19 protein-coding genes are annotated in these 20317 nt (G+C 62.1%); 3 read left to right on the forward strand and 16 right to left on the reverse strand.

Going from position 1 to position 20317, the window contains the following annotated elements; all coding sequences use genetic code 11:
- Window positions 1–7: 7 nt before the first annotated feature.
- The 11 genes from PSCI_RS27805 to PSCI_RS27855 form a co-directional block, all read right to left on the reverse strand.
- Entirely contained in the window at window positions 8–661 is a 654-nt protein-coding gene (locus PSCI_RS27805) for a DUF2491 family protein (protein ID WP_045493462.1), read from the reverse strand.
- Window positions 658–1683 carry an ion channel gene (locus tag PSCI_RS27810; RefSeq protein ID WP_045493463.1) on the reverse strand — a complete coding sequence of 342 codons (1026 nt, stop codon included), beginning with the start codon at window positions 1681–1683 and terminating at the stop codon, window positions 658–660. Before PSCI_RS27810 ends, PSCI_RS27805 begins: the two co-directional genes overlap by 4 nt.
- A 64-nt stretch (window positions 1684–1747) precedes the next feature.
- Window positions 1748–2296 carry a rhomboid family intramembrane serine protease gene (locus PSCI_RS27815; RefSeq protein WP_045493464.1) on the reverse strand — a complete coding sequence of 183 codons (549 nt, stop codon included), beginning with the start codon at window positions 2294–2296 and terminating at the stop codon, window positions 1748–1750.
- Window positions 2297–2436: 140 nt separating this feature from the next.
- Window positions 2437–3138, reverse strand: a complete 702-nt coding sequence (locus PSCI_RS27820; protein WP_045493467.1) for a PspA/IM30 family protein — start codon at window positions 3136–3138, stop codon at window positions 2437–2439.
- 26 nt (window positions 3139–3164) lie between these two features.
- Window positions 3165–3818: a YjfI family protein gene (locus tag PSCI_RS27825; protein ID WP_045493470.1), complete on the reverse strand. Its 654-nt coding sequence runs from the start codon at window positions 3816–3818 to the stop codon at window positions 3165–3167.
- A 220-nt stretch (window positions 3819–4038) separates the two neighbouring features.
- On the reverse strand, window positions 4039–6693 hold the full coding sequence (gene pepN, locus PSCI_RS27830) for an aminopeptidase N (protein WP_045493478.1): 2655 nt from the start codon (window positions 6691–6693) through the stop codon (window positions 4039–4041).
- Window positions 6694–6706: 13 nt separating this feature from the next.
- Window positions 6707–7540, reverse strand: coding sequence for a DUF2797 domain-containing protein (locus tag PSCI_RS27835; protein ID WP_045493479.1), 834 nt, complete (start codon window positions 7538–7540; stop codon window positions 6707–6709).
- Window positions 7537–7797, reverse strand: coding sequence for a YeaC family protein (locus PSCI_RS27840; RefSeq protein ID WP_045493480.1), 261 nt, complete (start codon window positions 7795–7797; stop codon window positions 7537–7539). The genes PSCI_RS27835 and PSCI_RS27840 overlap by 4 nt, the downstream gene beginning before the upstream one ends.
- Before the next feature lie 28 nt (window positions 7798–7825).
- Window positions 7826–8698, reverse strand: a complete 873-nt coding sequence (locus PSCI_RS27845; protein ID WP_045493481.1) for a rhomboid family intramembrane serine protease — start codon at window positions 8696–8698, stop codon at window positions 7826–7828.
- Window positions 8695–9666: a metallophosphoesterase gene (locus tag PSCI_RS27850; protein WP_045493482.1), complete on the reverse strand. Its 972-nt coding sequence runs from the start codon at window positions 9664–9666 to the stop codon at window positions 8695–8697. The genes PSCI_RS27845 and PSCI_RS27850 overlap by 4 nt, the downstream gene beginning before the upstream one ends.
- Entirely contained in the window at window positions 9666–10559 is an 894-nt protein-coding gene (locus tag PSCI_RS27855) for an NAD(+) kinase (RefSeq protein WP_045493483.1), read from the reverse strand. Before PSCI_RS27855 ends, PSCI_RS27850 begins: the two co-directional genes overlap by 1 nt.
- Window positions 10560–10816: 257 nt before the next feature.
- On the opposite strand from PSCI_RS27855, the gene PSCI_RS27860 reads away from it, so the two are divergent.
- Window positions 10817–11764 carry a DUF1853 family protein gene (locus PSCI_RS27860; protein ID WP_045493484.1) on the forward strand — a complete coding sequence of 316 codons (948 nt, stop codon included), beginning with the start codon at window positions 10817–10819 and terminating at the stop codon, window positions 11762–11764.
- A gap of 10 nt (window positions 11765–11774) precedes the next feature.
- Here the strand turns inward: PSCI_RS27860 and PSCI_RS27865 are convergent, their stop codons facing one another.
- The 5 genes from PSCI_RS27865 to PSCI_RS27880 all read right to left on the reverse strand — a co-directional run bounded on the left by PSCI_RS27865 (window position 11775) and on the right by PSCI_RS27880 (window position 17849).
- Window positions 11775–12980: an MFS transporter gene (locus PSCI_RS27865; protein WP_173426705.1), complete on the reverse strand. Its 1206-nt coding sequence runs from the start codon at window positions 12978–12980 to the stop codon at window positions 11775–11777.
- A gap of 139 nt (window positions 12981–13119) precedes the next feature.
- Window positions 13120–14460 carry an MFS transporter gene (locus PSCI_RS27870; RefSeq protein ID WP_045493489.1) on the reverse strand — a complete coding sequence of 447 codons (1341 nt, stop codon included), beginning with the start codon at window positions 14458–14460 and terminating at the stop codon, window positions 13120–13122.
- Window positions 14461–14537: 77 nt separating this feature from the next.
- Window positions 14538–15461, reverse strand: a complete 924-nt coding sequence (locus PSCI_RS27875) for a 1-aminocyclopropane-1-carboxylate deaminase/D-cysteine desulfhydrase (RefSeq protein ID WP_045493492.1) — start codon at window positions 15459–15461, stop codon at window positions 14538–14540.
- Between the two features lie 67 nt (window positions 15462–15528).
- Window positions 15529–15792, reverse strand: coding sequence for a bacteriocin immunity protein (locus tag PSCI_RS28870; protein ID WP_084710170.1), 264 nt, complete (start codon window positions 15790–15792; stop codon window positions 15529–15531).
- Window positions 15793–15812: 20 nt separating this feature from the next.
- Window positions 15813–17849 carry an NADPH-dependent 2,4-dienoyl-CoA reductase gene (locus PSCI_RS27880; protein ID WP_045493495.1) on the reverse strand — a complete coding sequence of 679 codons (2037 nt, stop codon included), beginning with the start codon at window positions 17847–17849 and terminating at the stop codon, window positions 15813–15815.
- A gap of 213 nt (window positions 17850–18062) precedes the next feature.
- Here PSCI_RS27880 and PSCI_RS27885 point away from each other — a divergent pair, with 213 nt between their 5' ends.
- Window positions 18063–19178, forward strand: a complete 1116-nt coding sequence (locus PSCI_RS27885; RefSeq protein ID WP_045493498.1) for a carbon-nitrogen hydrolase family protein — start codon at window positions 18063–18065, stop codon at window positions 19176–19178.
- A 2-nt stretch (window positions 19179–19180) separates the two neighbouring features.
- Window positions 19181–20224: an AraC family transcriptional regulator gene (locus PSCI_RS27890; protein WP_045493501.1), complete on the forward strand. Its 1044-nt coding sequence runs from the start codon at window positions 19181–19183 to the stop codon at window positions 20222–20224.
- Window positions 20225–20317 lie beyond the last annotated feature (93 nt).

The following is a 20317-nucleotide window of genomic DNA, read 5'->3' on the forward strand; positions in this document are numbered from 1 at the left end:
TTTTCTTTTATAGAACGTTGATGTCTGTAGAAAGCAGCGTCACACCGACCGCCGTTGTAAGGGTAATGTTCCCTTGCTCGTCTTCTTCCACCGAGAACAGCAAAAACTCACGGCGGTCGATCAGGCCGGTTTCCCGCGCATAGAGCATGCTCAGGTGTTTGACGCGGTAGGCAGTGTCAGGACTGACGACGTTCTCGTCCATAGGCGTGAGTTCGGTCTGACCGGTCTCGGTGCCCCATTGGCGCTCGAACACTTCGCCTTCATGCTCATAGGTCGGCAGGCCGATTTTCGAATCCGGCCCGGTCAGGCGCAGAAGCTCGTCACGGCTGTTGATCGGCGTCGCGCTGTAATAGCCGAACAGCACGATATCCTGAATGTCCTCAGGCAACGGCCCGTTGCTGAGGATCTGCAGAAAGTAGTCTTCATCGTCGAGATAGAAGCGGCGCAGCACCATGGCCTGGCCCAGATCGATCTCCCCCACCGCCCAGACCTTTTCATCGCCCGGCAGCACAACATAGCTGTGGCCATCGAGCAGCAGTTTCAGGGAAGAGTCCAGACACAACATGCCACCGCTGCGCAGCCCCAGCGGACTGGAGGCACTGGCAGCCGTGTTTTTCGGCAGGGGCGCTTCCAGGCCCATGACTCGCTTGAACCAGCTCATAATGCGTTTCCTTGAAGCCGAGTGGATGCAATGTAGAAAATTTCACCGCCCTCGATACGCAGATCGTTGGCGGGGTTGAGTTCGAAATGGCTGCCCTGCGGCGTCCGATAACCGATCAGGGTGGCGTTGAATTCCTGGCGCAGGCGGATATAAAGCTCGCCGCAGGTGATGCTGAAACCGGGCGACAACACATGACGGAACTGGGTTGCGCCTTCACCGATGCACAGCAGTTCGTTGATTACGGTGCTCGAACCCGGATCCTGGGCCGAACGCACCAGCATCTCGATGGCCATGTTGGAGGTGCATTCCAGTTCCGGGGCATAGCTTCTGGCCAGGGCGGCGCGTTCAGAGTTGTCAAAATGGGCAACCACATGACCGGCAGGCTCGAGTTTTTTCAGGGTCAGGACAATCGCCAGGGTCAGGCTGTCGGAGCGGGTGTGCACCAGAATCCGTTCAGCGCCACGAACCCCGGCGCGTAACAGCACCGCCGGCGAATCGAGCGAATCGCCCTTGATGAATGAGGCATGGCCTGGCATCGGATTTTCAGTGATCAGCGAATCGCAGATCACCAGCCCGCCGCTGCGGGTGCGGCAGTCCTGGCTGAGCAGTTCGACAATCCGCTCGCTGGCATCACCGTCCCAGCCGACCAGCACGGTATGGCCGCTTAGTGCTGAACAATCGCCCTGCCCTTTCATGTTGCGTCTCCAGATATCGCCAACCGACGTCGACGCCTTGCCAATCACTGTGGTCAGTAACGCAATCCCGCCGAGCATGATCCAGGTACTGGTAATCAGCTTGCCGGCAGCAGACTTGGGTGACAGGTCGCCGTAGCCCACGGTGGTGGCCGTGGTCAGGTAAAAATAGGTGAAATCCAGCCCGCTCAGCAGATGCTCTTCAGCGGCCAGGGCCAGCAACAGGTAAGACAGCAAGTAGTGACCGAGCAAAAACATGCCGATTCCGGCCCAGCCGAAACGCTCGAAAAAAGCAGACACATGACGCCTGAGCAACAGCAACACCATCATTGGCGCAATCCATTTATCAGAACCCGGTATGTTTCAGCGGCTCGGTCGCCACCATCGCCCTTACTCAGACCTTGCCTTGCCCGGCATGCAGCAGCCTGGCTGCGAAGATTCCTGCCAGCGCACCGCCGATATGTGACTCGAACGATACCCCCGGTGACGGCAGAAAACCCAGCACCAGACCGCTATAACCGGCCAGAGCGATCAACGCCACCAGCAGGCTGGCGAAGCTGCGTTGATACCAGACCCTGGCCAGCAGATAGGTCCACAGGCCGAAAATCAGGCCACTGGCGCCAACGTGCAGGCTGGTACGGCCAAACACCCAGACCAGACCGCCGCCAAACAGGCAGACCAGTATCACCACCCAGGCATAGCGCTTGACACCCTCGGTCGCCACCAGCCAACTGAGCACCAGAAACGGCAGCAGATTGCTGAGCAGGTGGGCGAAGGATCCATGCAGCAGTGGCGCCAGGGCAATGCCCTGCAAGCCTGAAAGATGACGCGGCAGGATACCGTGGCCCACCAGGCTATAGCCACTGGCCGCGTTGTAGATCTGTACGGCGAGCATCAGTGCCGCCAGACCGAGAATAACGCGAAGTCGGGTCGAGAATGCCAAGCGGTCTTCCTTGTCTATGGCGTTGCGGCTTGATAAGCGTTCGCCCGCCGCGCTGTCGCGCAGCAGACACAGAACCCGGTAGGAGCAGCTTCAGCTGCGAAGCCTGCGCAACTGAAGCCGGTACTGTTAGCTGCCGCCTGTTACTGAGGTGTCTGGCGAGCCTTCAAACGCGCCAGTACATCGTCGGCACCGCTGCTGCTGGCGCCGATGCCGGCTTCCTGCAGACGGCGCTCCAGATCACCGCCATTGGACTGGCTGGCCAGTTCTTCGGCGGCTTCAAGCTTGGCGTCCTGCTCGTCCTGGCGTTGCTTGAGACGGGCCAGCGAACCGACGGCGGTCTCGACCGCGCCATTGGCACCACCGGTGGCATTGGCGGTGGCGACACGGGCACGCTGCACGGTTTCCCGGGCCTTGGCCATCTCGACCTGCTGCTTGAGGCCGCGAATCCGCGCCTCAGACTTGACCACCTGCTCTTGCAGCAGCGCAGCCTGCTTGCCGAACTGGTCGGCCAGGGCTTTTTCCTGATCACGCTGGGCCTCGATCTCGGCGATCTTCGCCGCGCACTCGACGGCCAGGCTTTCTTCGCCCTTGTTGAGGGCTTGCAGGGCACGGTTTTCCCAATTGGCGATATTGGTGCCATGTTCTTCAAGGCGCTGCGCAGAAAGCTTGTGCTTGGCCTTGATACCGATCAGACCTTCACGGGCCTTGGCCAGTGCGTTGTCAGCGTCGCGGATTTCCTGGTCGAGAATCCGCAGGGCGTTGGCGTCGATGATTGCCTCACCGGCTTCTGATGCGCCACCGCGCACGGCAGTGACCAGTTTTTTCCAGATGCTTGTCGTCATGAGTGTTCTCCTGCCAAAACCGCTATTCAGTCGATGAAGTGATCTTCGAAAGCTTCTGCCGCACGAATCACGTTGTCGGCCAGCGTCAGCACTTCCTGGACGATCACGGTCAGGCTGGAAGCGGCACTCAATGCACCGAACAGGCAGTAGACTTCCTGGCCGTCGGCCAGACGCTCGATACCCACCGCCGACAGCGGGAACAGGTCACGGCTGCGCAGCACGATGTCGTTGAAGGCTGCGGTGTCCTTGACCCGGCTGACTTCGATCAGGGTGGTATCGGCGAGGATCTGCTCGCCAACCACGGCCAGATAGACCGGCAGGTCGCCGAACTCCTTGAGGATCAGACGGATACCGGTTTCGGCACCGTCGGTGAGGGACAGGTCGATCTGCCCCAGGCTGACGAGCTCAAGCTCGGCCAGCGATTGATGCAACGAGCTGATGGTCCAGTGGGTGTTCCCGGTCATGAAATCCTCCAGATTGATTCGTTTACCGAGGTAGGGCTGTCGCAAAGCTTTTTCGATACCGCGCAGGGCATCGACGTTTTCAGGACGGATCCAGAACTCACGTTTGACCAGACCCGCGTCCTTGAGGCGTTGGCGCATTTCGCGCATGTAGTCGGTCGAGCTTTTCAAGCTCTTGCCCTGTTCAGCAGTGGTTGCGCCCCCGGTCTTGCGAGGCATAGGCACGGCTCCCTGGATTGGTTGTGGCAATGGAGGTGAACGCTATCAGATACCCAGGCCGAACAAAAGCCTCACATGTGAGGATTTTTGTAGAATGTTTCATCGTGCTTATTCGGCCACTGACAAACGCAGCCACGTCAGTTAGAAGCACCATACCTGCGATAAAAAAGGGCGCTATCGACCATGGCCGATAGCGCCCCTTCTCCAGCGAGAACCCTGCTTAAGCCAGGCTCTTGCTCACCACCTCAAAGACATCAGCCGACAACTCACCGCTGCTGCGGATACGCTCAAGCTCGGCCTTCATCAGCGCCTGACGGGCGCTGTCGTACTTGCGCCAGCGGGTCAGCGGCGCCAGCTGCCGCGAGGCGATCTGCGGGTTGAAGCCGTTGAGTTCGATGACGATGTCGGCCAGGAAGCGGTAGCCCGAACCATCGGCGGCATGGAAGTTGATCAGGTTCTGGCCGGCGAAAGCACCGATCAGGGCACGGACCTTGTTCGGGTTCTTGATGTTGAATGCCTTGTGCTGCATCAACTCGCGGACCCGTGCCAGGCCACCCGGCAAGGTGCTGCCTGCCTGAACACTGAACCACTGGTCCATGACCAGCGGGTTGTCCTTGAAGTGTTCGGCGAATACCGCCAGTGCCTGGGCGCGCTCCTGCTCGAACGGCGAGTTGACCAGCACCGCCAGCGCGGTCAGGCGCTCGGTCATGTTGTCGCTGCTGTCGAACTGGTCGATGGCCGCCGCCAGCACTTCAGGCTTGCCGCTGAGCATCAGGTACGACAGGGCAATGTTCTGCAGCGCACGGCGGGCAAAGTGCTCTGCCTCGGCGATGTAGGCGGTGTTGCGCGACACTTCGCGGTTGGCCTGGTAACGCGCCCAGAGACTGTCGAACAGGTTGTCGGCGATGGCTTTACGGGCAAACTCGCGAGCGGCATGAATGGCATCGACGTCGGCGACCTGGCTGATTTCGGTGAGGTACGCCTCACCCGGCAGCGACAGCATCTCGGCAACCATCGCCTGATCCAGGGTCTCGTCAGCCAGTACCGTGCCCAGTGCAGTCAGCAGCCGCTGATCGAGTACCAGTGGCTGGCCGGCCTGATGCTGGCCGATCAACTCTTGCAACACCTGCACCGCCAGTTGCTGGCCCGCTTCCCAGCGATTGAAGCCGTCGCTGTCGTGCTGCATCAGGAACATCAACTGGTCGCGGCTGTACGGGAAGCTCATCTTGACCGGGGCCGAGAAACCGCGCAGCAGCGATGGCAATGGCTTGGCAGGCACGTCAACGAAGCTGAACGTCTGCTCGGCCTCGGTCACCGAAATGACCCGGCTGGTGCCTTGCGCAGCAGCTTCGCCACTCAGGCGCAGGGCGATTTCGTTGCCCTGCTCATCGAGCAGGCCCAACGCCACGGGAATCACGAACGGCAGTTTTTCCTGCTTGTCCGGGGTAATCGGGCAGCTCTGCCGGAAGGTCAGGCTGTAGGTGCCGGCAGCGCTGTCATAGGCTTCGCTGACGTCCAGGCGCGGGGTACCGGCCTGGCTGTACCAGCGTTTGAACTGGGTCAGGTCGACGCCGTTGGCATCTTCCATGGCCTTGATGAAGTCGTCACAGGTCACCGCCTGGCCGTCATGGCGCTCGAAGTACAGGTCACTGCCTTTACGGAAGCCCTCGGCACCCAGCAGGGTTTGGAGCATGCCGACCACTTCCGAGCCCTTCTCGTACACGGTCAGGGTGTAGAAGTTGGAGATCTCGATAAAGCTGTCCGGGCGCACCGGGTGCGACATGGGGCCTGCATCTTCGGCAAACTGGTGAGTACGCAGGTAGGCGACGTCCTGGATGCGCTTGACCGTGGCGGAGTTCATGTCGGCCGAGAAACCGGCGTCGCGAAACACCGTGAAGCCTTCCTTGAGCGAGAGCTGGAACCAGTCGCGGCAGGTCACGCGGTTGCCCGACCAGTTATGGAAGTATTCGTGGGCCACGATCGCCTCGACCCGCTGGTGCGCGGCATCGGTGGCGGTTTCAGCGCGAGCCAGCACGGCGCTGGAGTTGAAGATATTGAGGCCCTTGTTCTCCATGGCGCCCATGTTGAAGTCGTTGACCGCAACGATCATGAAGATGTCCAGATCGTACTCGCGGCCATAGACCTCTTCGTCCCAGCGCATGGACTTCTTCAGGCTGTCCATGGCGTGCTGGCATTTGTCGACGTTTTCGGGTTCGACATAAATGCGCAGGGTGACTTCACGCTGGCTGCGGGTGGTGAAGGTGTCTTCAATGCACCACAGGTCACCGGCCACCAGGGCGAACAGGTAGGCCGGTTTCTTGAACGGGTCTTCCCAGGTTGCCCAATGGCGGTCGCCGTCCTGGCCGCTGGCAATCGGGTTGCCGTTGGACAGCAGGACCGGATAGCGCTGCTTGTCGCCGCTGACCGTGGTGGTGAAGCTGCTCATCACATCCGGGCGGTCGAGGTAATAGGTGATCTTGCGAAAGCCTTCGGCCTCACACTGGGTACAGAACATGCCGCTGGACTTGTACAGGCCTTCCAGTGCGGTGTTGGTTTCCGGGTGGATGCGCACCGTGCTGTCGACCGTGAAGCTGGCGCTGGACGGCTGCAGGGTCAGGTGGCTGTCGGTGAGTTGGTAATCGGCCGGTTGCAGCTCGCGGTCATCGAGTTGCAGCGACACCAGCTCCAGTTGCTGGCCATCGAGCACCAATGCCGGCAAGCCAGCGCCGCGCTCGGGGTTGCGGCGCATCACCAGTTGCGCATGCACCAGGGTGTGGTCCTCGAACAGCTCGAAAGTCAGGTGCGTCTCGTCGATGAGATACTCGGGCGCCTGATAGTCCTTGAGGTAGATCACTTGCGGTTGTTCAGTGCGCATGCGCGAATCCTTTTTACTGGAGCACGGCCAGTTGATAGGCCGTGTACTTGCGGATATTGATGACGCCGGTGTCGAAAATCAGGTACTGGCCCTTGATACCCAGCAGCGTGCCTTCGGCGATCGGGTTCTTGTCCAGGTTGAAGCTGACGATCTTGGTCGGGTAGGCCTCGACCGGGTAGCGAAACTCCAGCGGTTCGACATCGTGCAGCATCTGGATGGCCTGCAGGCCGAAGCGTTCCTGCAACCCCGCCAGCCCCTCGGCGCACTTGTCGAACAGTTCGTCGCGGATAGCGACAAGGTCCACCGGCAGCGCCTCACCCTTGAGCAGTTCGCGCCAGTTGGTGCGGTCGGCAACGTGGCTGCGCAGCAGGTCTTCGACAAAGCCCGATTGCTGCCGGGTGGCGACGCGCAGGATCGGCAGCGCCTGGCTGGCGCCCTGGTCGAGCCAGCGGGTCGGCAGCTGAGTGGCGCGGGTAATCCCGACCTTGACCCCTGAGGAGTTGGCCAGATAGACAATGTGATCGGTCATACAGAACTGCTCGCCCCATGAAGGCTCGCGGCAGGTGCCCTCATGGTGATGGCACTTTTCCGGGCTCATGATGCATACGTCGCACTGCGCCAGCTTCTGCATGCACGGGTAGCAGTAACCCTGGCTGTAGCTGGTTTTGGTCTTGCGCCCGCAATGGCTGCAGTGAATCGCGCCCAGGTATTCCAGACGCAGGCTCTGGCCAATCAGCGGATTGACGGCAATCTCGCTGTCGCCCAGCCGAAAGGCATATTGCACAAACGGCGCGTCAGCCTGACGCACCGCCATCTTGTTGACGGAACCGCGACCCAATTCAATCAATGGATGGCATCCGACTTGAACAGGATGTTGGGCACCGGTGCCGACTTCGACGCGCATTCTTGCGGGCCCATGTAGCCGGTGCGCTGCTCTTCGGGCAGGTTTTGCGCTTCCCAGGCGATCAGCGCCTGCAGCGACAGCTCGCGCTGTTCCTGGGTCAGTTTGCGGCCATCGGACCATTTGCCGATTTCGACAGCCAGCTTGAGGCTCTCGTAGATATCGGGGGTGATGTTTTCAATCATTTCCATAAAAGAGGACATGGCGTACTCCAGAAGACAGCCGGGAAGTTTAGGCTTTTCGGCGCGCGATCGCACCCCCTGCGAGTCCCGTGACACAACCAATGATCAAGCCGCCGACATGTGCACCGTTGGCGATCTCGCCAAAGCCAAGCACACTCACCAGCCCCGACAGGCATAGCAGCAGCCAGACCAGCATCATCACCAGCACGCCCCGCGGCAGACGGTAGATCGGGTTGGGCGCCAGCCACTGGAACAGCCAGCAGTGCCCCAGCAGACCATAGAGCACGCCCGACAGGCCGCCGAATAAAGTCGGGCCACCGAAATAATACTGCACCGCGTTGGAGAACGCGGCGAACACCAGGGTCAGCAACAGCAATTGCCAGCCGCCCTGGCGCAGTTCGATGCGCCGCCCCAGTTCCCAGTACCACAGGCTGTTCATGGCCAGGTGCAGAACACCGAAGTGGATCAGCATCGGCGAGACGATCCGCCACCACTGCCCGGCGGCCAGGCTGTCGGCCAGCGGCACGAACATGGCGTACTCGCCCTGCACCCGGAAGTCGAGAAAGGTCAGCCAGCGCACCGCATCCAGGTTTTCACCGAGCATGGTCAGGCCCGCCACCACCAGGGTCGCGAGCAACACCAACACGGTGAACGGCACCTGCCTTGCCTGTTGGGCAAGACCGGGACGAGCCAGCGCTGCACCCTGACTGTCCGGCGGCGGCTGATAGGCGTCATTGCCCTCGGGGAAACGCTCGTACAGCTCGCGAACCTCGTCGACCAATTGCGGGTTACCCGGCACCCACAGCACCTGCTCGCCAGCCTCCTCGGCCACCCGGTGCGGCACATTCAGGCGCCGCAGCAGGCTGACAAAACCACTCAGGTCGGTGGACAGCGGCAGGCGCAAAACAGCGACAGGGCTCATGACTTCAACTCCGGGCGGTGCACATCGACCCAGACGAATTTTTCCGGGTCGATTGAAGTTTCCTGGTCCAGCCGATAGGCCACCAGCTTGCCGTACAGCACGGCGCTGTAATCCAGACAGGCCAGATTGGGCCGGATCGGCGCCGGCACACCGCTGCGCCAGTAGTGACCGACAAACAGCAGCGGCTCGTCGCTGCCATAGCGCAGCAAAGCATTTTTGTCAGTGGTTGACAGTGGCGTCTTGGCCACCCCTTCAGGCAGCGCGTCAGGCTGAAAGACCACATCACCATAGGTCTGCGGGTCATCCTCCCAGAACTTGGTACGGAAGAACTCGCGGGTCAGGCCATCGCCGCCGGTGAGGGTCAGGCCGTGCGGCAGACGCATGTCGGTGCCGCGCAGCAAGCGGTTGAAAACGTTGCTGGCAAAGCTGCCAGGCGTGGCGCTGGCCTGGATGAACTGTTGGTTGATCAACCCGTTGCCATGCAGGCCACGCAGCGGCTCGATCAGGTTAGGGTCCCAGCAGGCATGCACGGCGCGAAAGCGTCCGGCATCAATGAACAACGGCAACTCATAAAGCCAGTCGATGAACTCGCGCCACTCCTGCGGATACTGCTCGAACTGGGCCAGGGTTTCGGCGATGAGCCGCTCGTGACGCGGGGTGTGCTCACGGACGAACTTCTGGCCGGTGTGGGCCGGCGCTGGCGTCACCCAGCCCAGCACGTTGAATTCGTGGTTGCCCATGATGCACAGCGCCTGACCGGCCTGGACCATGTCGCGCACGATATGCAGCGCTTCGCGAATCCGTGGGCCGCGGTCGACGATATCGCCCAGAAACAATGCCATACGCCGTGGATGACGCCATACGCCGGCCTCGCGGCGATAGCCCATCTGCTCCAGCAGCGCCTCAAGGGTCTGGGCGCACCCGTGCACGTCACCGATCAGATCAAAGCCACGCGCCGGATCGATCATCAGTCGTCTCCTCGCCCACCGAGGCGGCTGCCCCAGCCGAGCTTGGTCCGGCAGACTTCGTAGTAGTTGTGATCCAGCGGGTGAATCAGGCGCAGCTTCTTGGGCTTTTTGCGCACCGTGATGGTGTCGCCCGGCGCGCAAGTGAAATGGTTTTGCCCGTCACAGGACACCTGCGGGTAGATGGTCATGTCTTTGGCCACAACGATCTTCAGCTCGCTGTTGCCATCGACCACGATGGGCCGCCCGGACAGGGTGTGCGGGTACATCGGCACAATGACAATGGCGTCGAGTTTGGGGTGCATGATCGGGCCGCCGGCCGACAGCGCGTAGGCGGTAGAGCCGGTCGGGGTCGCGACGATCAGGCCGTCGGCCTTCTGGCTGCAGACGAACTGGCCATCGATGTAGATTTCAAACTCGATCATCCGGGTTGATTTGCCGGGGTGCAGCACGACATCGTTAAGCGCATCGCCCTGACCGATGCTTTCGCCGTGACGACGCGCTTCGGCTTCGAGCAGAAAACGGTTTTCGACCAGATAGTGACCGTCGAGGACTTCTGCGACTTTCAATTCCAGTTCGTCGGGGCGGATATCGGTGAGAAAGCCCAGGTTGCCGCGGTTGATGCCCAATACCGGGACATTGTGGCGGGCCAAGGCGCGGGCGGCGCCGAGCAGGCTGCCGTCGCCACCGACGACAATGACCAGGTCGCAGACTTCGCCGAGCATTTTGCGTGAGGACGTTTGCAGGCCATGACCGGGCAGCACCTCGGCGATGGTGTCTTCGAGAATGACGTGCAGGTGGCGGTCCAACAGGAACCTCTTGAGCCGGCGCACCGTTTCCAGCACCTGGGCGCTGCCCAGACGGCCGATGATGCCGATATTACGAAAGTGCTCCATGAGGCTCCTGCTAAGTCTGCGAAACGGCGTTATGAGCGCGATTATGGCGAAACGCCCGGCGGGCGGCAAACCGGGGGTGGGTCGGGTGCTGTTGCGGGCATTGCCTGGCGTCCGAAAGCCCGCCTTCGATCTACCTTGCAAGACCTGCCGGGTGGCGATCCGCTTTAGCCGTGAAGGCCATCCAACATTAACCTGATTAATCAGTGGCCTTTTTCTGATGCCTTACCTTGTCACTGCGCCAGCGCTATTCTTGCTGCATGACACCTTTCCCTTCTCTCTCCGGTCTGCCCCGCCAGCTACGCCATCCCGAGGTGCGTGATCTGGCCTGGGTGATGCTTGCTCCGCCGATGCTGGCCGAGGCGCCTTGGGTGCAGCGTCATCCGCTCAGCGGCAGCGATTGGGTGGCGGCCCCCGAACAGTTGCGTGACTGGCTGCTGGCCCTCGATCACCACCCGGCTTCGCTGGTCCAGTGGCTGGAGCAGGCGTCGACGCGCCGGCTGGGGCGTTACTACGAGCGACTCTGGCAATACGCAGTGCTGCAGGCTCCGGGTGTCGAGTTGCTGGCGGCCAATCTGCCGGTGCGCCAGCAGGGCCAGACCTTGGGCGAGCTGGACATGCTGCTGCGTGACCGCGACGGGGTGCATCATGTCGAGTTGGCGATCAAGTTGTATCTGGGCCCGCAAGACGGTAACGGCCGTGACCCGGCGCAGTGGCTGGGGCCCAGTGCCCATGACCGGCTGGACCGCAAGCTGCGCCATGTAAGCCTGCATCAATTGCCGATGTCGTCACGCCCGGAGAGCCGCGCAACCCTGGCCGGGCTGGGGGTCGAGGCGTTCAGTGCCGAGCTGTGGCTGGGTGGCTATCTGCTGTACCCCTGGCCCGGCCATGCGCAGCCGCCCGAAGGCGCCCATGACCAGCATCTCAAAGGGCTTTGGCTCCATCAGCGCGACTGGCCAGCGTTTGTCGCCGCCAGCCGCCCCGGCCGCTGGCAACCGCTGCCCCGCCACGCCTGGCTGGCGCCGGCACGTTATCAGGACGCCTGGAGCGAGGCGCAATTGCAAGACTGGCTGACGCAGCTTGAGCCACTGGCCCCGGCGCAATTGCTGGTGCGCCTGGAGCCAGACGCCGAGGGCGGCTGGCAGGAAGCCGAGCGGCTGTTTCTGGTGGCCGATGCCTGGCCTGATCTGCCCGACACCGGCCGCTGACCCGCCGCCTTTATTTGGTACGTGGCAGCAGGATGGTCAGAAAGCCCAGCAACGGCAGGAATGAACACAGGTGGTAGACATAGGCGATGCCGTGGCTGTCGGCCAGGTAACCCAAGGTCCCGGCGCCGATGCCGCTCAAGCCGAACATCAGACCGAAGAACACCCCGGCGATCATGCCTACGTTGCCTGGCACCAGTTCCTGGGCGTAAACCACAATGGCCGAGAACGCCGAGGCCAGGATAAAGCCGATGATCACGCTCAGCACCGTGGTCCAGAACAGATCCGCATACGGCAGCGCCAGGGTGAACGGTGCCGCGCCCAGAATCGAAAACCAGATCACCGCCTTGCGGCCGATGCGGTCACCAATCGGTCCGCCGAAGAAGGTGCCCGCCGCCACCGCGCCGAGGAACAGGAACAGGTGCAGTTGCGAACTGGCCACCGACAGGTCGAACTTTTCGATCAAATAAAAGGTGTAGTAGCTGGTCAGGCTGGTCATGTACCAGAACTTGGAAAAGATCAGCAGCGCCAGAATCGCCAGCGAGAAGATCACTTTCTGCTTCGAAAGACCGTGGGTGGCTTTGTGCCCGGCCTTGAGTTTGAACAGGTTCAGGTGCGCCTTGTACCAGCGGCTGATGGCCCACAGCAGACCCAGCGCGAGCAAGGCGATGATGCCGACGAACACCACGTTACCCTGGCCGAACGGAATGATGATCGCTGCCGCCAGCAACGGGCCGATCGCCGTCCCGGCGTTACCGCCGACCTGAAAGGTCGACTGCGCCAGGCCAAACCGCCCGCCTGAGGCCAGCCGCGCAATACGCGAAGCTTCGGGGTGGAAGGTCGACGAGCCGATCCCGATCAAGGCTGCCGCCAGCAGAATCATTTCGAAACTGCCGGCCATCGACATCATCACGATACCGATGAGGGTACAGACCGAGCCCATCGGCAGCACCAGCGGGTTGGGGTGCCGGTCGGTGTAGTAACCGACCCAGGGTTGCAGCAAGGACGCGGTGAGCTGGAACGTCAGGGTGATCATGCCGATCTGTGCAAAGCTCAGGTCATAGTTGGCTTTGAGCATCGGGTAGATGGACGGCAGGATCGCCTGGATCAGGTCATTGATCAGGTGCGCCAGCGCCACTGCGCCGATGATGCGCATCACCAGCGGGCTGGACTGTGGCGTGGCCGGAGCGGCCGCCGAAGCGGGTTGGACACTGGACATGAGGGTCATCCGTAAAGGCAGGTTGCAGAGCCCTCAAACCGATATTACAAAATATGTCATCAGCCCGAAGGGGGCGACAATGTGCCATTTTTCCGGGCCGCAGCGCCACGCTTTATTGTCGTTTTTGTGGCTCTGGTCCTTACTCGGCCAATGGCTGAACGGTGCGCGCCTTATCCATCGACGGCACCTCATGCAGGGAAATCCGCGAGGTTTCCGGCAATGCCAGGCCCCCCATCAATGCCAGCAACGACACCGCCACCAGATAGAACGCCGGTGACAGGTTGCTGCCGGTGGTGGAGATCAGCCAGGTGGCGACCAGCGGTGCGGTGCCGCCAAACAGGGTGTAGGCCATGTTGTAGGTGATTGCCGAGGCGGTGTAGCGGGTCCGGGTCGGGAATACTTCCGAAAGCAGCGCGGCGGTGACCACGCCACTGAGCACCGCGCCTACGGCCAGCAACATCACACCGAGCACCGAGGCGGCGAACGATCCGGAGCTGGCCATCAGAAACGCTGGCAGTACCACAACGATCAACAGCGCGCAGGTGGTGGCAATGGTCTTGCGTCGCCCGACCTTGTCGGAAAATGCCCCGGCCAGCGGGCAGATCAGCGCAGCAAACAGCAGCGCGATCAGCGCCACCAGCAGCGAAGTGGCACGCGTCAGACCACCCGCCACTTGCAGGTAGGTGGCGAAGTAAGTGGTGAACATATAAAACGACAGCGCCGTCAGCGATACAAAGGCGCCCAGGCACAGAATCGGACGGGCGTGGTGGCGAAGGGTTTCCTTGAGCGGCGAATGGGCCACTGCATGCTCATCACTGACCGCCTGGAAGGCAGGGGTCTCGGCCAGCCGCGAGCGCAGATAGAGACCGATCAGGCCCATGGGGGCGGCGATCAGAAACGGCAGACGCCAGCCCCAGCTCTGCATGGTTTGACTCGACAGCGTGGCTTCCAGTGCATACGCCACCACGGCTGCGGTGGCAAACGCGGAGAACGTCGAAACCGGCAGGAAGCTGCCGTACCAGGCGCGCTTGTCAGTCGGCGCATGCTCCATCACATAAGCGCAGGCCCCGGCATACTCGCCGCCAGCGGAAAAGCCCTGGGCGCAGCGAATCAGGGTCAGCAGGATCGGCGCCATGACCCCGATGCTGGCGTAGGTGGGCAGTATGCCGATCAACGTGGTGGCGGCGGCCATCAGCAAAATGGTCATGGCCAGAGTGCGTTTGCGCCCGATCCGGTCGCCGAGCATGCCGAAAAAGATCCCACCCAGCGGCCGGAAGGCAAACGCCACGGCAAACACGGCGAAGGTCTTGAGCAAGGCGACACTGGGGTCACCACTGGGGAAAAACAGCAAGGCAATGGTGGTGGCCAGAAAACCATAGACGGCAAAGTCGAACCACTCGACAAAGTTGCCAATGGCCGCAGCGACGATGACTTTTCTCAGGGTGGCAGGATCAACCTGCGGGGCGGCGGGGTTTGTCATGCGGACCTCGGCATGCTGATCGGGATTGCCCCGATTATCCGAAGCGCCGCCTGTCCGACTCGCTCTGAAAGGGGCCTCTACGTACCCGAGACCGACACACTGGCCCGCTTGCCCTGCAAACCACCGGTGTGGACGAACAATAACCGGGTGCCGGAGGCGAAACGACCCGCCATGACGGCCTGGTGCAAGGCCAACAACGCTTTGCCGGTGTACAGCGCTTCCAGCGGCATGCCGCTCTGTTGCTCACTGTCACGAATAAAGGCCAGCAGCCGAGCGTCGGCTTTCGCAAATCCACCGCGACTGGCGTCGAGCAATTCATAACCGCTGCCGGGTGCTTGCAGCAAACCCGCAACATTGCCCGCCACACCGTGATCGTCCGGCACCGCCAGCGCGCCGAACACCCGATGCGCCCCGGCCTCGGCACGCACCAGCCCGGCCAGGGTCGTGCCGGTGCCGGCGGCCAGCCACCAGCCGTGGTAATCCTCCCAGCCCAGCCCCGCCAGTTGCCCTGTGACCATTGGCAGCAACTGCGCACAACCAATAAGCCCTGCCGCCCCGCCGCCGCCTTCGGCAACCGGCTGAAACTGCGGATACCGCGCCTGCCACGGGCCCCAGAAATCGGCCTGATGGCGCTGGCGATAACCGCCGTAACCCAGCCAGTGCAACTGCATGCCGAAGTCTTGCAGGTCTTGCACGGTTGGCGTGAGCTGTTCATGACCACGCAGCAGACCAACCGTGGCAAAGCCAAAGCGTTTGCCCGCGGCGGCCAAGGCATGCAGATGATTGGAGTGGGCGCCACCGAGGCTGATCACGCCCGCCGCATCCTGAGCAGCGGCCGCTTGCAGATGGCCAATGAGCTTGAACCACTTGTTGCCGCTGATCAGCGGGTCGATCAGGTCCAGACGCAGCACGGCCACCTGCACCCCGGCCTGGCGCAGCCAGGGCAGATCAAGAGGGTGCAGGGGGGCTGTGGGTTGCCAGGTCAGGGCGTCATCAAGCATAAGAACTATCGGCCGGGAAAAACGCGCAGTGTATCGCTTGCGACTGAAAACCGGCCTGCAACCTGGATCACTCGGTTTTCAAGCCTGGCTTGCCGTTCTCGGCTCGCCATTTTTTTACGGTGTTCACGATACCTTCAGGGGAACAATCTTCATCAGGTGACGGATAGTAGAACAGATCGCTTCCTCTGGGGTGCTCTGTGATTTTTCTGAAGTGCATGATCCACGAATTGTGTTCGCGCTCACTGGCTGATCTGACGAACCAGATGTCATTGATAAATTCAGAAAACTCCAATTCGGTATAGTCATTAAAGCTTTTCTTTAGCTCAGCCACGTTTCTACCCCGCAGAAAACCTACAGCACCGCCGCCAGCCGTGACCCCTGATCGATGGCCCGCTTGGCATCCAGCTCGGCGGCGACATCCGCGCCGCCGATCAGGTGCACGCTCTGCCCGCCCGCCAGCAGCGCTTCATGCAATTCACGCAAAGGCTCCTGGCCGGCGCAGATGATGACGTTGTCCACCTCCAGCACAGTCGGCTCGCCCTCGCCCACGCGGATGTGCAGGCCAGCGTCGTCGATCTTCAGGTACTGCACGCTGCTGAGCATCTGCACCTGACGGTTTTTCAGGCCGGTACGGTGGATCCAGCCGGTGGTTTTGCCCAGCCCGTCACCGACTTTCGATGCCTTGCGTTGCAACAGGTACACCTGGCGCGCCGGAGCGTGCACTTCGGGTTTGATGCCGGTGACGCCGCCACGGGCCTGCAAGGCGGTATCAATGCCCCACTCCCTCCAGAACGCTTCGCGGTCCAGGCTGGTGGACACGCCCTGATGGACCAGAAACTCCGATACATCGAAGCCGATACCGCCAGCCCCGATCACCGCCACGCGCTGGCCCACCGGCTGGTGCTCGCCAATCACCTGCAGGTAGTTCAATACCTTGGGATGGTCGATACCCGCAATCTGCGGTGTGCGCGGCACGATGCCGGTGGCCAGCAAGACTTCATCAAAACCGGCGCTCAGCAGGTCCTGGGCTGCGACCCGGGTATTGAGGCGCAGCTCGACACCGGTGCTTTTGAGCTTGTGGTCGAAGTAGCGCAGGGTCTCGAAGAACTCTTCCTTGCCCGGCACCTGCTTGGCGATATTGAACTGCCCGCCGATTTCACTGGCCGCATCGAACAGCGTGACCTGATGCCCGCGCCCGGCCGCCACCGTGGCCGCCGCCAGCCCCGCCGGTCCGGCACCGACCACGGCAATACGTTTGGGCTGCGTGGTGGGCAGGTAGTTGAGTTCGGTTTCATGGCAGGCCCGCGGGTTGACCAGGCAACTGGTCAGCTTGCCGGCGAAGATATGGTCCAGGCAGGCCTGGTTGCAGCCGATGCAGGTGTTGATTTCATCGGCGCGACCGGCAGCGGCCTTGTTGACGAACTCAGGATCGGCCAGAAATGGCCGGGCCATGGACACCATGTCGGCGTCGCCTTCGCGTAAAACCTGCTCGGCCACCTCCGGGGTGTTGATGCGGTTGGTGGTGATCAACGGAATCTGCACCGCACCGCGCAGGTGCGCGGTGACTTTGGTGAAGGCAGCACGCGGCACCTTGGTGGCGATGGTCGGAATGCGCGCCTCGTGCCAGCCAATACCGGTGTTGATCAACGTAGCACCAGCCACCTCGACGGCCTTGGCCAGTTGCACGATCTCGCTCCAGTCGCTACCGCCCTCCACCAGGTCGAGCATCGACAGGCGATAGATGATGATGAACTGCGCGCCCACTGCCTCACGCACCTGGCGGACGATTTCCACCGCCAGACGCATGCGGTTCTCGAAGCTGCCGCCCCAGCGGTCGTCGCGCTGGTTGGTGCGCGCGGCGAGGAACTGGTTGATGAAATAGCCTTCCGAGCCCATGATCTCGACCCCGTCGTAGCCGGCCTCGCGGGCCAGGCTGGCGCAATTGACGAAATCACCGATCTGCTTCTCGATGCCCTGTTCGTCCAGCTCACGGGGCTTGAACGGGTTGATCGGCGCCTGAATGGCGCTGGGCGCAACCAGACCCGGGCTGTAGGCATAGCGGCCCGTGTGCAGGATCTGCAGGCAGATCTTGCCGCCGGCCTGATGCACCGCCTCGGTGACAATGCGATGATGAGCGGCCTCCTCGGCAGTGGTCAGCTTCGCCGCGCCCTTATAGGTCACCCCCTCGTCGTTCGGCGCAATACCGCCGGTGACGATCAGCCCCACGCCGCCTCTGGCACGCTCGGCAAAATAGGCCGCCATGCGCTCGAAGCCGCCTGGCTTTTCTTCCAGGCCGGTGTGCATCGAGCCCATCAGGGTGCGGTTGCGCAAGGTGGTGAACCCCAGGTCCAGCGGGGCGAGCAGGTGCGGGTAGGCGGTGACGCTCATTGTCAGGCTCCAGCGAAATCATCACGGTCAAAGGCGAGGGAATCTCAGCGGATGCCCTTTCGGTATGTTGCCCACAGTAAATAGCCCGGCCAACGCACTCAATGACCACAACTGACAAGTTAATGATCAAAATGCACAGCAGCGGGCTTGGCAAGCCTGTCGCGACGCCCTACCCTGACTGGCATTCTGCTTACCGCATCCATTCTGGACCTTATGCGCAAACTACTCGGCCTGTGCCTGTCCGCTGCTCTTGTCGCCCTGCTGCTCAGCTATGGCGTGTGGACCTCGCAACGCCCGCTGGGTCATTACCTGTCAGATCTGCGCAGCCATCTGGCAATCAATCAAGGCACGCCTGCCGGGCGCGGCAACCTGCTGGGCATCGAAACCGAGCTGTACCCCACCGATTATCAGGACCTTGAGCGCTTGCACCGCAAGCTGGCGGCCTGGCTGCAACAGGCTCGCGAGCAAGGACTGCTCAATGATAAAACCCTGGTGGTATTGCCCGAACACATCGGCACCTGGCTGTTTGCCGCTGGCGAAAAGAATCAGTTCTACAAGGCCGAAACGGTCGATGAGGCCATGACCTGGCTGGCCTGGAGCAACCCGATCAAGTTTGTCAGCGCGTTGCTCAATGCCCGCGGCGAGCAACGCCTGGGTGATGCGCACTTGCGCATGAAAGCGCAATCGATGGCCAGCGACTACCAGCAGTTGTTCGGCGGCCTGGCCAGCGAGTTCAGCGTCACCCTGGTGGCCGGCTCGATCATCCTGCCTGAACCACACATCGAAGGCGGCCAACTGACCGTCAGGCCAGGTCCGCTGTACAACGTCAGCCTGGTGTTCGGCGCCGACGGCAAACCACTGGGTCAACCCCAGCGCCAGGTGTATCCGAGCGTTCATCAAGGCGGCTATGTACAGGCAGACCGCCAGGCGCCCTTGCAGGTGTTCGACACACCCGCCGGCCGCCTGGCGGTGCTGATCGGCAGCGACAGCTGGTATCCGGACAACTATGCACGGCTCAATGCCAGCGGCGCCGAGCTGATTGCCGTGCCGGCTTTTATCCCTGGCCGACAGCGCTGGAGCGCGCCGTGGCCGGGCCACACCAACCAGGGACTGACGCTGCCGGCTGGTGCCCTCAGCGAAGGTGAAGCCTGGCAACGCCTGACCCTGACCGGGCAGCCCTCACAGAGCAACGCCCGCGCCGGCATCAGCGTATTCATGCACGGCCAGTTCTGGAATCAGGGGGCTTCAGGTGACAGCTTCGTGCACCAGCAAACCTCGCCGCCTGGCGCACCGCTCGGCGGCACCCGTTTGATCAACCTCTGGCTGTGAACATGAACCGCCCGCCCTTGCGCCTGGGGGATCTGTCGGTAGGTTTTATCCAATGCCTGGATGAAGCACTGCGCAGCCTCGGCCATGACCCCACGGCGCTCTTGCAGCAATATGGCCTGGACAGCCATAGCCTGAGCCAGGCCGGCGCGCGCCTGAGCATTGCCCGCTATATGCGCCTGGGCCACGCCGCCATCGAGCTCAGTGGCCAGCCGGCGTTGGGCTTACAGATGGGCAAACTCAGCCGCCTGGGCCAGGCCGGGCTGGCCGGGGTCACCGCAGCCCAGGCTCCGGATGTCCGTGAGGCGGCGCGCACCCTGCTGCGTTTCGAGCCGCTCTACGCGGCCAATTACCGGGGCCAGTCGCGTCTGCTTGAAGACAGTGAGGGTGCTTGGCTGCGGTTCTATTCAATCAGCCCCTACAACGCCTACAACCGTTTTGTGGTCGACTCGCTGCTCAGCGGCTGGTTGAGCCAGTTGTCTGGCGTGGCCGACCGCAGCTTGCAGGCCCAGCGCATCGATATCGAGTTCAACGCGCCAGACTATGCCGCGGCATACGCCGCCCTCAGCGAACAACCTGTTGTGTTCGCGGCGGCAACCAATCAGCTGCGTCTGGATAACGCCAGCCTGGAGATCCGCAACCCGGCTCATTGCCCGAGTACCTGGCAACAGCTGGTGCAGTTATGCGAACTGGAGCTTGAGCGCCTGACCCGCACCCGCAGTCTGCGCGAGCGCATCATCAGCCTGCTGGGGCCATTGCTCAATGGCGGTCGAGAACCGGATCTGGAAGAAGTGGCGGCCAGACTCAAGCTGCCCACCTGGACCCTGCGGCGCAAGCTGGCCGATGAGCAGACCAGTTTTCGGGCCGTGCTCAACGATACCCGCCGCGACCTGGCCATGACCTACATCCGCGACACGGAACTGGCCTTTGGCGAAATCGCCTACTTGCTGGGGTTTGCCTCTGCTGAGGCCTTTCAACGGGCTTTCAAGCGCTGGAATGGCCAGACGCCCGGGGAGTTTCGCCGCAGCCAGCGCCTGGGCGCTCGCTGAGTGTTATAGCTCGGTCGCGTCGTCAGCCGGTTCCGGCATGTCGAGTTCATAGGCGCGGTATTCGAGCAGTTCTTCTTGATAGTCATCCATGGT

It is taken from the genome of Pseudomonas sp. StFLB209 (assembly GCF_000829415.1).
In the GTDB taxonomy this organism is placed as follows: Bacteria; Pseudomonadota; Gammaproteobacteria; order Pseudomonadales; family Pseudomonadaceae; genus Aquipseudomonas.